This window comes from Edwardsiella anguillarum ET080813 (assembly GCF_000264765.2).
In the GTDB taxonomy this organism is placed as follows: domain Bacteria; phylum Pseudomonadota; class Gammaproteobacteria; order Enterobacterales; family Enterobacteriaceae; genus Edwardsiella; species Edwardsiella anguillarum.
Genome location: NZ_CP006665.1, coordinates 67,567 through 81,329, shown reverse-complemented (window position 1 = coordinate 81,329; position 13,763 = coordinate 67,567). Strand labels below are relative to the sequence as shown.

The 13,763-nt window shown below is 44.2% G+C and carries 12 protein-coding genes; 2 read left to right on the top strand and 10 right to left on the bottom strand.

What is annotated here, in order from left to right; genetic code table 11:
* Window positions 1–16: 16 nt before the first annotated feature.
* The 10 genes from traV to mobH form a co-directional block, all read right to left on the bottom strand.
* On the bottom strand, window positions 17–577 hold the full coding sequence (gene traV, locus ETEE_RS20685; protein ID WP_081926462.1) for a type IV conjugative transfer system lipoprotein TraV: 561 nt from the start codon (window positions 575–577) through the stop codon (window positions 17–19).
* Entirely contained in the window at window positions 574–1,896 is a 1,323-nt protein-coding gene (locus ETEE_RS19140) for a TraB/VirB10 family protein (protein ID WP_034164946.1), read from the bottom strand. Before ETEE_RS19140 ends, traV begins: the two co-directional genes overlap by 4 nt.
* Window positions 1,893–2,816, bottom strand: coding sequence for a TraK domain-containing protein (locus tag ETEE_RS20680; protein ID WP_071881972.1), 924 nt, complete (start codon window positions 2,814–2,816; stop codon window positions 1,893–1,895). The genes ETEE_RS19140 and ETEE_RS20680 overlap by 4 nt, the downstream gene beginning before the upstream one ends.
* A complete protein-coding gene (locus tag ETEE_RS19135) occupies window positions 2,809–3,426 on the bottom strand; it encodes a TraE/TraK family type IV conjugative transfer system protein (RefSeq protein WP_034164947.1) in 618 nt (205 codons plus the stop codon). Before ETEE_RS19135 ends, ETEE_RS20680 begins: the two co-directional genes overlap by 8 nt.
* A complete protein-coding gene (gene traL / locus ETEE_RS19130; protein ID WP_034164948.1) occupies window positions 3,423–3,704 on the bottom strand; it encodes a type IV conjugative transfer system protein TraL in 282 nt (93 codons plus the stop codon). The genes ETEE_RS19135 and traL overlap by 4 nt, the downstream gene beginning before the upstream one ends.
* Window positions 3,705–4,058: 354 nt before the next feature.
* Window positions 4,059–4,460, bottom strand: a complete 402-nt coding sequence (locus ETEE_RS21470) for a hypothetical protein (RefSeq protein WP_071881971.1) — start codon at window positions 4,458–4,460, stop codon at window positions 4,059–4,061.
* Between the two features lie 169 nt (window positions 4,461–4,629).
* Window positions 4,630–5,259 carry an IncC plasmid conjugative DNA transfer DtrJ family protein gene (locus ETEE_RS19125; protein ID WP_034164949.1) on the bottom strand — a complete coding sequence of 210 codons (630 nt, stop codon included), beginning with the start codon at window positions 5,257–5,259 and terminating at the stop codon, window positions 4,630–4,632.
* Complete coding sequence (locus tag ETEE_RS20670; protein ID WP_071881970.1) at window positions 5,216–5,791, bottom strand: hypothetical protein; 576 nt, start codon at window positions 5,789–5,791, stop codon at window positions 5,216–5,218. Before ETEE_RS20670 ends, ETEE_RS19125 begins: the two co-directional genes overlap by 44 nt.
* 10 nt (window positions 5,792–5,801) lie before the next feature.
* Complete coding sequence (gene traD / locus ETEE_RS19120) at window positions 5,802–7,658, bottom strand: conjugative transfer system coupling protein TraD (RefSeq protein WP_081926461.1); 1,857 nt, start codon at window positions 7,656–7,658, stop codon at window positions 5,802–5,804.
* Window positions 7,655–10,585 carry a MobH family relaxase gene (gene mobH / locus ETEE_RS19570; protein WP_051905154.1) on the bottom strand — a complete coding sequence of 977 codons (2,931 nt, stop codon included), beginning with the start codon at window positions 10,583–10,585 and terminating at the stop codon, window positions 7,655–7,657. Before mobH ends, traD begins: the two co-directional genes overlap by 4 nt.
* 737 nt (window positions 10,586–11,322) lie before the next feature.
* Here mobH and ETEE_RS20660 point away from each other — a divergent pair.
* Together ETEE_RS20660 and ETEE_RS19110 are read left to right on the top strand one after the other, a co-directional pair.
* Entirely contained in the window at window positions 11,323–11,559 is a 237-nt protein-coding gene (locus tag ETEE_RS20660; RefSeq protein WP_071881968.1) for a hypothetical protein, read from the top strand.
* Window positions 11,559–13,751: a DNA topoisomerase 3 gene (locus ETEE_RS19110; protein ID WP_034164950.1), complete on the top strand. Its 2,193-nt coding sequence runs from the start codon at window positions 11,559–11,561 to the stop codon at window positions 13,749–13,751. Before ETEE_RS20660 ends, ETEE_RS19110 begins: the two co-directional genes overlap by 1 nt.
* Window positions 13,752–13,763 lie beyond the last annotated feature (12 nt).

The window sequence follows — 13,763 nt, the reverse complement described above, 5'->3', positions numbered from 1 at the left end:
ACATCTCCTTGATGGCTTATTTCAGTTCAGACTTCGATTCATTTTTTACCGTTTGCAACGGTCTCAACACTGGTTCTGTTTGAGGTGTACCATCACCGATAACCCATCGGCGAGGCTCAATCTCTGTATAAACGTATCCTGTAACAATGAGATCGCCATTTGTATCTTCCCACGGAGCAACCCAAATCCTCATAACCTGTGCAGGTGTACGAATTGGAATTGGCCGATCCGGAAGTCGGGGAGCGACATACGTGTCAATAACAGGATCTCCAGATTTAGCTGAGCTCGCAGAAACGTTGGAGGACCCCTTACTATTCGCTTTAGGTTCACCCTCCTCTTGCTTCATTGGACGTGGGACATTTCCATCATTGGTAGAGGCGTACACATCTCGTGCTGACATACACTGGACACCATTTGGCATCCCAGGGCAGCCATACTCGTCACTACCAATGCTGAAAGCCGAGCATCCTGCTAACATAGACAGAGCTGCTACGGCTCCCAACATCTTCAAACATCTTACTGTTTGTTTATGTGAAGCACCGCCTCTAGAAAAGCCCATTTTGGTCAAACAAATCATTTTTTCTTGCCCCCTGTCGAACGGATTTGCAGCTTGGTCCCTTTTGTTACGATCACATCAATTTGACGACCGGCATCAACTTCAATAACTGGGAAAATACCCTCAGCCATGTCGATATAGAATTGAGCAATACGATCTAGGGCTTTACTCGCACCTTTAACAGCAGCCCCCTGCAACATCTGGTTTGAGAAAACAGACTGATATTGAGTATTTGTGCCAGGATTAGTGTTAATAACTGGGACCGGATTAATGTCAAAAGCATCGGAGACACCACCTAAAAAACCAGCCATTAAACTCTTCGCAATAATCTGCCCTTGCTTAGATACGACGCGCCCACGAACACCAGCCTTGCCATCCTCCCCCACAGCATAAGAATCTAGTTTTGCCTCAATTACACCACCGTCATCACGGACACACGAGAATGTTTCACCCCGTAAGTAAGCCCGCTCCGAGCTAAGATCACCATATCCAGAAATAACCAAAAAACACTCTCGAACATCTGCCCGAAAACGGTTTGGCAGAATAGCCTCTTTCTGAATACGCATAGTTGATGGGAAGGGATCTCGTCTAGCACCTTGAGATGTTGGTGCATCCATACCATTTATCAGAACACCAGTCAGAATGGAGCCTGATGGTAAATAAATCGAATCTCCTTCCTTTTCCTCTTTCTCTTCTATAACCGGTGATTTCTGTGAGTAGGTAACAATCTGTATTCCCGATGACTTGTTTACATTACGATTCTCATCTTTGCCCATAGATGGAGCAATACCTTTGGAGTCTGGTAAGGGAGCATCCCGGAAGAAAGCTGCCGGGTCTTTATAGTCTGGAGTCTTATCAAGAAAAGAAGCATTACCACCATCTACTGATGCCACTGAACGAGAGGCATTAGATGGTGCAGAAGCCTGTCCTTTATCACCTTTTTGGACCAGCTTTTCTAATTCAATATTGGTTTTCAGTAGGCGATCAACATCTTCTCGTAAGCGCCCGATCTCTTGATTTTCATTAGCGGTCTCTGATGGCCCTTTATTTTTACTCCCTTCCCTTTTAAGACGCTCAATCTCTCTTTTTAACTCAGCATTTTGGCGCTCAACCATCTTCACATCAGCAGAAAGAGAGTCAATTCCGATATCGCGAGTATTCTTATCTGTAAGAACATGCTTGATCGTATCTTGGCGACCACGCTTCTCCTCTTTCTGTTGTCCACCGGAAAACAGCGATATGATGGCAAAAAGTGCCGCAACACTACCAACGATCATTAAGATGCGTTTCTTCTTGGGGTCAAGTTCAACCCAAAACTTAGTGGCCGCCGTCTTGATCATTGGACACCTCCTAAAAGAGAAGGTCGCTTAGATGTTGGAGCCGTGCCTCTTAATTGTTTCTTCGCTACATAAATCTCAGTTTTCTGCCCCGGTTCTAATACGTTGTAAGGCCAAGAGGTCACAGCCGCGACATCCCACCCTCCACACATGGCCTCTTTAATTTCTATAGGTTGATTTGCAACATTTTCAGCCACCCCAATGAAAACATTCAAATGGTGTCCCATCACATACTGCCCTTTGCTAAAATCCACACGGACTCCAGGTTGGGCGCAACTTGGCGTACTTATGCCTGATGGGATACGATTAATTGTGTACCCTTGGGGAATCTCACCCAAAGCTATCTTTCGAAATACAGTACGAACAGTCTCGACATAAGGCTGGCTTGTTTCCCAAGTCTCAGCCTTAGAGTTTCCAAAGGAGCTACCGATCCCCATACCATTACTGCTATCAAGCTTGAGGAAAACCTCTCTAGGTGGAATTCGACGAGGAACCATCGTTAAGCTCAGAGATTGTGCTTCTGATCCTTTCTCAGTAATAAAGGCTGTTACCGGACTCTCTTTATCAGTCGCAACATAAACCACATTCTCTTTTATGCAGATTTCTCCACATTGCCCATTTTCGTTAGAGCCGCTTAAAGATGTTGAGACAACCTCTGGATTACTAAATGGCGTAACGATCCGATTTGGATGACCAATTGCTATTGGGATGATTTGATTTACGCCAGGCTTCATTGTCAGCAATGCGCTTTCGTTCATCCTTATAGTCATCCTTGAGCTTTGCCCAGTCATTACCGGCGCAGGAACATTTTTTTTCATTACACTCTCAGGAACCACAGGAATATCATCGGTGGCATAAACCAACGATGTCGCAAATGCCAATGGCAAAACCAGTAGCAATGAACACTTAACGTTGTTACTCATGAGATCTCCTGCTTTCCTCTTTACGCTTCATCTGCTCTAAAACTTTTTCAGTACGTGGTTTCCCTATATAGGTATCAATAAAATCTAACAAAGGTGCATAGTTGGATATTTTTATAATGAATTCATAAGTTCTCTCACTACGTTCTTCTGTTGAAGACGCACCTTTCGTGTAGGAGTAACCATATACAAATACCTTGTCACTATTAAGCTCATACTCCACCGTCCGAGGTTCAAATCGGATTGAAACTCGGTCATTTTTAATCTGGCGAGATTGCATCTCAATAGCATCAATCACATCTTGATAGATGCGAGGAGAGAGGAAAGGCCGAACTCGCTCAGTAATAAAACCTACAGTCCCTGGTGTCACATTTCCAAACAACTGGGCAAAAGCGAATCCCCAAGCCTCTTTATAAGACTGAGATGAGTTGTTTTTTGTTACTAATGCTTCTTCTGTAAGAGTAAATGGTTGGATTGCAATAATTGTTTCTTTACGAAAAATCAAAACAACCAATAAAATAATGATAATAATCAATCCACTTTGAAAAATACGGCCCCATTTATTTTCTGTCTGGAGCCCCTCCCAAGTTTTGAGGTATTTTTTATAATTCACGGTAAATACCTCCGAACATATGGATTCTTCATGGATTTAGCTTTTGTCATAATAAATCCAGCCCAATAAATCATATGAAGGAGATAGCCATCAGGATGGTTATCTCTAAATCTACGATAAAGATTAGTGATACCCACACCAATCAAGAAGCAGACCAAAGCCTTACCGATGACCACACCTATCGTTAACCCCAGTATCATTGGGACTAATTCATCAGCACTCCACAAAAGCAAATGCGGTGGCTCATCAATCCAGCCAGGTATTTTTGTAGGTTTCATATCAGCCCTCATTATCCCTAGTGAAGACCATTTTCATTCAATAGCATTGATTTTTTGCCACGGCTTCGCGCCCTTTTCGGGCACTTACAGCAACGAATAAAAAAGGTGGCGAAAACGCCACCTGCCTTGATCTCTAGGGAATTTTCACATGTGAAACACAGGGACCTCTCTGAGCATAGCTAGAAGTCCCTTTCACATGTGAAATACCAGTCATATCCCCTATGCCATCTACACCCCCCAAAACACCGCATAGCTCCACGCTCTGACCATAGCAACTTTCACATGTGAAACATCAGAATGAGCTCTAACTCAAGTAGCTGGTGGCAGAGCATTACCCCTGACAACGCCCTAGGCTCAGTTCCAGAGGCCTCTCCAAGTTAGATGCACCCAATTAACTGGATTACCGCAGTCAACAGCCGACTCAGCAACCCCTTTCACATACTTATATTTTTCAAAACCTGCCAAGGTATATACCTCCAGCATAAAAAAATACATTGGGTCATTTTTCATTGTTCCCAGAAGCATCTCACTAGATGTATTTTTTAGCTGGCAATTATGAACACGAAGCTCTATTACATCAGTAGCTACCAATGCACATTCCGGACAACTTACTTTTATCATCTCAATTTTTTTATCCAAGCTATCGATGACATAACCCTCAGATACCTCAGAAGGAGGTACGTTACTAGACGCAAGCACCGGACCACAAATAGCTGCGACCAGGGCAACTAAGATAACCCTACACACTAAATCCATACCCCCCCCTAAATATCATTCAGCTCTATCTTCACCCATAATCATTACTCAGAACCCCTTATCTATATAGGGCCACACTAACCTATTTAGGGCACGAAGAGCTGATCTGTCTGCTTGGTAGATGGACACACAGCGGCCTGAACCGCTGTGTTACTAGGAAAAAACGATGCTATACCCGTTTTTGTAAATTCCCGAAAGTTAACCCAACGAGAACACAGCACAGCATCATAACCATTGGGATGATGATAGGGTTAAGCGCAATCGGTATAAAAAAGATAATAAACAGGCCCGATATCAAATAAATAGTTCCACGGACACTGTACCGATGAAGCACCGGACTAGCATAGTCAAAATTCGTCCTTTTTATTTTCCATGTCATAACACCATCATAAACTGCTGGAGCAAAGAGAATAAGCATGTATGGTGCCCAAGCGAGTAAAAGAGCTACTCTAGTATAGAACTGATAGATAATGCTAACTAAAGCATCTATTCTCCCCTTAACCCAAGAGAACCATCCCCCTCCCATATTCTGCATTCCTCGTGACTTCAACCGTTCTTCCTCAGATGGGATCAATGTACGATGCATTCCATCGTAAAAGCCAGAATCAACGACACTCTCTTTAAACCACTCAGAAGCTTTACTTTGTATCCAGTGACGAGATTCTATGCCAAGACTTTTCTCCACCAGCACAGACTCTCGCTTAATAGCTTTATCAGTCCAATCGCCAGGAATCAGCAAAAGGATCATCACGGTTTCAATGACTAAAAGCCAAACGACCAGCAACCACTGATTCTTCATAGTTAGTTCTCCTTAAAACTGTTCTAACATTTTCACTAGTGATGAGTTCATAGAGGAAGCTTCGCAAAGATATTTCATCCTCATGAGGTTGCGGTTTAATAGATAGCTCTCCCGTGTGAGTTGATATCCACTGAGAAAACGGCTCACCTGAATCAACAGACCATGAATAGCCACAGCCATCAACAATTTGAACTTCTAAAGCTCGACTAGTCTCAGTAATAATACTCTCAACAAAAGCACTGATTCTCGCAGGGTCTTCATACTTTTCTTTATTATCATGAAAAACAAATTTACTATAACGATCCAAGGCCTCTTCAATGATGGAGTAAATAACTGGCTCATCATTAGCAGATATCCCATCAGAGATATACCCAATCAACTTTTCGATAATAATCTCGGACACAGGCCAATCTAGCTGGAGGATACTGAGAATATGAGCATTTTTTCTCCCTCGACTCTTCAACTGATTAATAACTTGTTCAACTGGACTCATAAAAGCCACCTTATAATTTATATAGTTTTTTTTATCCATTATATTGCTCTTATTGAGTCAGTATAGGTAGCCTACCCTTCACAATCGTACCACCAGAAATTTTAGCTATATATTCTAAGTTGGGTAGCATCCCAAGTAATTGCGGAGGGAATAAGTCTGCCTCCTCCTCCATTAGACGCTCCCCTTGGTTCCCTCCATGCATAATTGGCTGACTTCCATCCGTATTTTGCCCTTGTGTTCTCATGACATATTTAAGGCGCGTTTTTGGTAAGTTCTCCGCTATATACTCTTGAGTCTCAGCATCAACAATACGAAGAGCAAATGTATTATTAATATTACCTAGAACTTGAAGAGCCTTGTCTTTACTTCCTAGCCTCGCTGCAAAGTCAGCAAAAGTTTGTGTTGCCACAAAAAGTCGTAATTTTGCACCACGGCCTTTGTTAAGAAGCTGAATAAACGGATCATTAATTACCTCAGCAGCCTCATCAACAAAGATGTTCACCGGTTTATTGTCAATGCCATAGTTATATCTATCACCAGCTACTGCCGTTAAGTCAGATAGAAAGATAGAGCCCATAGCGCTACCAACCATACTATCGGTAAGAGAGTCCAAGCCTAAATATGCCACTTGTGCATTATTAATTATTTTTGCCGAGTCAGTTATTGGCCGTTCATCTGTCAAGTCAGTCGCATCAGGAGATAGTAATGAACCTAAATCGCCGGATGTTAGCATATTCATTATTGGCAATAGGTTAGCTACCATTTTAGAAAAGTGTGTCTGGTCATGCTGAAACATAGACAACAACCCCTCTAAGTCTGAGTTAGGATGTTTAGGCTGGATAACATTTTCATAGAACTTCATCAAGGCAAATGCTATCTTTTCCCGCGAGCCATTTTTAACTTTATCTAAATATGGAACTGCCTCTTGCTCCCAATCAGGCATAACTCGCTCAGCATATGCTCGAACTGCATTACTTACTAAATTAGCTGCACCCCCTTCTAAAAAACGACGAAGTTTAACTAGATTAGGGCGCTCATGGGTAATAATTAACCCTTGAGCAATATTGTTTAGTGCTTGCCATCCAAATGATTTGAAAGGATCTGCACCAGCTTCTGATGGAATCAAAGCAGCCAATCGACTCGCGATTTCAGTAACACGAGAGAAGTTTCGTAGAGGATCAATCCTCACGGACTCTTCTGGAAAAGCAGGATGGAACGATACGAAGCGCTCAGGCTGTCCCATTGCGACACAAGCTCTTCGAGCGTTATCCCGCATCTCTTTATCACCTTTAGGGTCAACAATAATGACAGCCTCATTACGCAAAATGGCTTGAGATATTAAAATATCAAACATTCGCGTCTTCCCGGAGCCGGTTGTACCAACAATCAATGTATGCCCCTCTGTATGATTCAGAGGTTGTAATAATCTGATCTCCTTTGGTTCCACACCATGAATCCACGGTTGTCCTATCGGAAGTTCCTTTTTCTTGCCCTGTATAATCCTCTTAAATCCCTTTTCGTATCTGACAATGGATGTCCAATCACGCTTTAAAATTTCAAAAACACGTTGTGCATGACGGTTCTCCCACATAAAGCCATTGCCGATCCACATATCCTTAGGTGTATCGCGCATACTCTTCTGTAAATCAGCAATAGATATAAACTCTAGCTCCCGTCCACTTAGATGCTTCTGGAGTAAATGAAGCTTAATTGCCTTTGGCAAACGAGCCATTGCCATAACCCCACAAATACCGCTCATCCAATAAAACGGTTCTGGAGGCATGGTACTAATTGACTCCACTGCTAAAGCTATACCGGCAGCGCCAACCCAGCCAAATACAGCGCTCTTCTCATAGTTAGGACGCCATGGCATCTCATAGGCGAGTGGATCATAACTCATCGTCATTTATTCACCTCTAAGTATAATTTCCCATCAATTTTTTTAAGCACCGGTCGATTTTGAGCTCTACTCAACACACCGGATAAAATAAATTTAGAAACACCCAACCCGCTGTCCGCAATCACGTCAAGAGATCTGGCACTAGTTACTAAATATCCATCTTGCTCTTCCACTGACGAGACCAGCCATCGTCCTGAGCGCTTCTGGATCATCTCTTTGAGCATCTCAATCGCTTGCTCTGGTTTAAGCTTGGGAGGAAGAAATATATCCTCCGGTAAATCCTCTGGGGGACCTTTCCTTTTAGCTTGTATTGCCCATTCAGCATCTAGATCACTTACAGCAACCTGAGCTACTTTGTCTTGTGATGTTGGCTGTTGAGCCAGCCTCTCTATAGGCTCAAATCTCTTTTCCCTTACTGGGAGGTGGGCAATATTCTGCTTCTCACTATCAACCGGCTGCTGTGTATCTGCCGATAACTCTGCTAAAGCAGATCGACTCTGAGATCGTTGTCTGCTCGTGATGCTGTCTCTATCCTGGATAGCTTTTTCTGTACCCTCATCATCTTTAGCCGCTCTCTGGGCTCTTCGTTTCCGTCTTTTCGATTGTTTTTCCAATACAGAGCCAGATTGTGAGGGGGCAGTAGCTGATCCGAGTGTAGTGGCCGTTTTATCCTGCCCTTTCGGAAGAGATACCAACGCAGCTAGAGCCTGTTCCTTTAACTGTGCTGGAGCTACAAACACTCCTTGGTATCCTCTCATTGAGGACTCTGCCTCTTTGATCGCTGCAACAATGGCATTGGATAACCTCTCCTCAAGTGCTATAGCTTTAACACCATCAAAATCACGAACTTTTCGATTAGGCATACATGGATCAGTATCAATGGCACCAGCTTGATATAGCGAAGAAAGGACCTCTGATGGAACACCTATAGAACTAGCACCATCAGGATATAAAACCACCACCTGTCCTTTAATGAGGCATATGACCTCACCTAAAGTGGATTTTCCCTCCAGCACGGGCAGAATGGCTCGTTTGAGTAGTTCGGTAGCTTCTCCATAAGTCGTAAGCAGCTCTAGTAAAATAGCCCTCTCACTCGGTGAAGGTATCTCGTCTACCCCAGTCATATACTGGGGGGAGTTATCCTCAGGTATTGGGTCTGTAACCCCACCAAAAGACATTGGTATGGTTTCTACGGCCCATTCGGGCAATTGGCCTGGGTCATTGCTATCACTTTGCTCTATAGCAACCTGCGCCATAGTTGAAGGGTTAGTCGGTGAAGGGGGATTTTGTTCGGATGTGACACCATCGTGGCTAAAGTCCCAGGTCACGTCCTGGAGAGCTTTAAGCGGATTATTCAGATCCAATGGAGGAGCACTTTGCGCGATCTCTTGAGGAGAAATCTCCTCTCCTTTTGAATCTGGCGAGGTACTTTGTGTTTCATTAGGGCTATCCTCCACTCGATCACCCTGTACCGAGGGAAGTCCTCGCATATCATTATCCTCATGTGAAAGATCGCCCATGAGGCTCATTACATCTCCAAAACCAATATCGGCTAATGCCTTATCCGCCTCCTGTGCTGCCGCCAGCACATTACTAGACAATACAGACTCATCTTCTCCTTGCTCATTAACCGCGCTGTCCTGTTCTGCGCTATCGCTATCGCTATCAGGGTCAGTAAACTTAATCTCTACACCAGCAACATCGCCGATCACCTCGGCCTTTGTAACCGCTGGTGGCTCACTAGTAAAAACCAAGTCATTCGACTCCAAACGCAGCATCAGAATCTTCACTGATGCCGAGCCCTCTTGAAGAATCTCAGGGAGCACTTCCCAATAGCGATAGTAAGCCCTTTCCCCCTTTTCCGTTACGGTATTAGGAATGGCAAAGCCTCGTTCAATAAGGATGTCTGCGAGAGTATCCGGATCACGTGGAATGCCAGGAATTTTGTCATGACTGATCAAATCATAAAGCTCACCCAATTGTTTCCAGGCAATGAAAACTCCTTGGTGAAGATGCCAAACTCGGGCCCCTGGCTCATTAACCTTCCACTTGCCTGTTTTTACTAATCGGCGAATAGCATCGAAGACATATCGTTCGACAGGAACACCATAAGAGAACTCATCGACATTAAGGCGGCTCTGCCTTAAATCACGGGCTACACTCTCTTGATCTGCGGCCAACATCAGTTTTGCTACAGGCTGGTTCACGCTCGTTCCAGCAATTGCCTCTAACATAGCCTCAATGATCGAGGGGCCAGATACCGATAAAAACTCTCGTGTATTTGCCGGAATAATCCGATCTACAGCGAGCAAAGAGAATTGCTCATGCCTCTTATGTCTCTTATCTCTCCATCGGATAAAGTAACGATCAATATCGTGGCGGCTGGCCCAATCGTATAGGGACTCTGAGTATGGATTCCATGTGATAACGCCATTTTTATCCGTGATAGATACATCGGATAGAGGTTTACCTACATCATGTAGAAGTCCAGAAAAACAGCTTGCCAATCTCCATCGAGGTTCATTATCGCGACGTTCACGCGGAGTACCCTCTATAGAGAAGATCACTGACTCTGATGCTTGAGACGACCAGAATGCCACCTCTAAACCATGGCGAAAAAGTCCACCAGCACCTCGATGGTGATGGGACTCAGAGGCTGGTAACAGATGCACAAATGCTGCATAGCGCTGGATCACCGGAAGAACTAGTCTGTTGAACTCCTCAACGGTAAACCCTAGAGAGTTCCTTACCTTTTCAATTAACTCAGCCTGGGTAGCAAGAATCCTATCTAGTTGAGCAACAGGTAAACCCTTGGCAAACGGTGGATAGCGGGGAATATCCTCATCCTCTATATCATGGAGAGGAAGCACCCTTACATTTGGTGTCGTTTCACCCCGATCTTTACCAAATAACTTGTACAGGGCTTTCAGCATGTAGACCGTCTTCTCATCTTTTATATTTCGAGTAACTACATGCTCTCAAATCATATTTCATTCTCACAGACGCCTTACTGTCCAATTTGGGCAGTTTGAGAAGCCTTCTTTCGAGCCCCACCCTTTTAGAATGGGAACTATACCTACAGACCACATTAGGAAAGGGATAACGCAATGAAACGACTGATTGTAGCCTTGGGAGCTCTAATTCTTACCGGGTGCGCATCGGAACAACAAAAAGACATGGGGCCAAACCCTGCGGATCTAACCAAACCAAACCGAGTCACAAGAGAGCTGTCCCAGTCATGGGACAATATAGGTAGAGGTGGAGCTGCTCTACGGCAACCAGCATATGTTCATGTACTCGGCAATGGTAATGTCGGATCAACGATGAATAATGCTCAAGTACAAACTGGTGGTATGCTTCGTAAGAACACTGGTAATAATGGCCTATTCAACTCCATGAGTGAGGGGAAAGGTTACTCACTATATGAATTATCCCGCTGGGAACGATATTGTGACAACGGAAAAGGGATGGATGAGCATGATTGGCGGTTTATAAAAGCCCAAGGAGAAACCAACATCCCTAGAAACGCCTTAACTGGTTGCATCCCTCCCTCCCATAGCTACAACGATTATCTAACTGCTTGGACGCACTTCTGCACTAAAAAGCCCATATCAGACGCTGAACGGAGCATCGTTCGAAACTCTGTTAGACCTTTCTCGGTGGTGAACCCATGCAAAGCTCTCAAATAGTCACTCCCAACGATATCCAACAACAACAAGCAAAGCTCTATGAAGCATTAACCATCATGCTTCAAGAGGCTAGCTTGAGAGAAAGTCCCCAAGAAGCAGCCTATGTCATTTCAGGTGTACTCAATAACCTATCTAGAGACCACCCCGAAATGAGTAGCCTAGCTCAAAACTGGGTTGACTTAGCCAAGCAACATTCCTTAATGAGTGGAGGAATATAATGGATCTCTATATCTGTGAAAAACCCTCTCAAGCGAAAGATCTGGCAGAGGTACTAAATGCTCGCCAACGAGGAGAAGGCTTCCTACATGATGGGGGGAATACTGTCATAACTTGGGCAGTAGGTCATTTGCTTGAGCTTTTCATGCCGGAAGACTACGACGAAAAATTTAAGTCTTGGTCTCTTGAGACATTACCTATAACGCCTACGACATGGATGTATAACGTTAGAAAAAACTCAATAAAACAATATAAAGCAATTGAGCACCTAGTTAAAAAGGCCAAGACCATCTATATATCTACCGACTATGATCGAGAAGGTGAATCTATCGCTCGTTCATTACTAGACAGGTTTCACTACGCTGGTCCGATCCGCAGAGTGTGCCTAAGAGCTCTCGATGAAGCCAGCATTAGAAAAGCACTAGCTCAGATCAAAGATGGTTCAGAGACACTTCCTCTCTATTATGCAGCTCTTGCTCGACAAAGAGCTGACTGGCTGGTGGGCATCAATACAAGTCGGCTCTATTCAGTTCTCGCCCGTAACGTTGGATACAAACAAGTCCTTCACGTTGGAAGGGTTATCACTCCAACGATATCCTTAGTTTGCCAACGAGATCGAGATATCTCAGCTTTTACGCCATCTCCATACTGGACTATGGGTGTGTGTGTTTCCGTACAAAACGGGCAGTTCACCGCCCAATGGACACCTCCAGATGAGTGCAGTGATGAACAAGGACGTTGTATCAACAAAGCTTTTGCTGAAAAGGTAATCTCCCAGATCAATGGAGCGAATGCCATCATTAGTAAGGCGGAGACAAAACCAGGAAAAGAGTCAGCCCCCCTCCCCTTTGATCTAACATCCCTACAGCAATATGCTAGTAACCGTTGGGGCTACACTGCTCAACAAGTTCTGAACGCTGCCCAAGCTTTATATGAAACTCACAAAGCAACAACTTATCCACGAACAGATAGTCGATACTTACCTGAAAGCCAAAAAGGAGACATCCCAGATATCCTACAAGCGCTAATTCTCTCCGATAACAATGTCTCTGGGCTGGTGGCTGGTACTAATCCACATCGTAAAGCACGGGTATTTAACGACGCAGCAGTTACAGCGCATCACGCGATTATCCCAACACCAGCAAAGGTCAATATCTCATCAATGAGTGAGATTGAATATAACCTATACGATATTATTCGTCGCTTCTACATTGCTCAATTTTATAGTGAGTTCGAATTCTCCAAGACAAAAATTGAGGTGCAATGTGGGCATCATTTCTTCAATACCTCGGGGAAAACGCCGACTAAACAAGGATGGAAAGTGCTCTTCACTTCTGAGGATGAAAGTGATCCTCAAGGCGAAAACGACAGCGATGACAGGCCCATCGAACAGGAGAAGCTCCCCCACGTAAGCCAAGGTGAGCCAGCTCGCTTGAATAACGCTGAGCTAGCAAACAAGATGACTCGCCCTCCTCCACACTTTACTGAGGCAACATTGTTATCTGCGATGGAGAATATTGCCAAATTTGTGACTGAGGAGAAGTTCAAACAGATTCTAAGAGACACTGCGGGGCTAGGAACACCAGCTACACGAGCCAGTATTATTCAAGGCGCTGTTGATAAGGGGTATTTTAGTCGCCAGAAAAAAAACTTAATTGCAACTGACAAGGCACACGCGCTGATAGCGGTGCTCCCTCCGGCCATCAAATCTCCTGGTATGACAGCGGCTTGGGAGCAAGAGCTAGAGAAGATCGCCTCTGGATCAGGAAACATGTCTGTCTTCATGAAACAAATCATGTCTTGGACTTGTCAGATCGTTGAGCAGCTCAAAAATGTGGCACCAGCTCTCTCAAAGAAGGGAGGCGCAATGGATAAGGCTTTTGCTACCGCGAAGCCCCCAACATATGACTGCTTTAACTGTGGTGGAGAACTACACAGAATAAAAGGGAAAAATGGGTTTTTCTGGGGATGCCAAAATGTCACATGCAAAAAGACATACCCAGATAATCGAGGGAAACCAGAACAACGTATTGAGGAAGAGAACTGCCCTAACTGTCCTAACTGCGGCAGTGTTATGAAACTAAAAAAAGGGAAAGCACCAGGGAAAAAGCGAGCATCAAAATTTTGGGGATGTTCAACATACCCAAGCTGCAAAGGAACCCTACCGTTTAAAAAGTCAGATAGCCCCTCTTAATATGCCGCACAG

Coding starts and splice junctions, on each gene's coding strand:
- traV (WP_081926462.1), bottom strand. CDS start 577: ATGATTTGTTTGACCAAAATGGGCTTTTCTAGAGGCGGTGCTTCACAT.
- ETEE_RS20660 (WP_071881968.1), top strand. CDS start 11,323: ATGCAAAGCTCTCAAATAGTCACTCCCAACGATATCCAACAACAACAA.
- traD (WP_081926461.1), bottom strand. CDS start 7,658: ATGACGATGAGTTATGATCCACTCGCCTATGAGATGCCATGGCGTCCT.
- ETEE_RS19140 (WP_034164946.1), bottom strand. CDS start 1,896: ATGATCAAGACGGCGGCCACTAAGTTTTGGGTTGAACTTGACCCCAAG.
- ETEE_RS20680 (WP_071881972.1), bottom strand. CDS start 2,816: ATGAGTAACAACGTTAAGTGTTCATTGCTACTGGTTTTGCCATTGGCA.
- ETEE_RS21470 (WP_071881971.1), bottom strand. CDS start 4,460: ATGGATTTAGTGTGTAGGGTTATCTTAGTTGCCCTGGTCGCAGCTATT.
- traL (WP_034164948.1), bottom strand. CDS start 3,704: ATGAAACCTACAAAAATACCTGGCTGGATTGATGAGCCACCGCATTTG.
- ETEE_RS19110 (WP_034164950.1), top strand. CDS start 11,559: ATGGATCTCTATATCTGTGAAAAACCCTCTCAAGCGAAAGATCTGGCA.
- ETEE_RS20670 (WP_071881970.1), bottom strand. CDS start 5,791: ATGGATAAAAAAAACTATATAAATTATAAGGTGGCTTTTATGAGTCCA.
- mobH (WP_051905154.1), bottom strand. CDS start 10,585: ATGCTGAAAGCCCTGTACAAGTTATTTGGTAAAGATCGGGGTGAAACG.
- ETEE_RS19125 (WP_034164949.1), bottom strand. CDS start 5,259: ATGAAGAATCAGTGGTTGCTGGTCGTTTGGCTTTTAGTCATTGAAACC.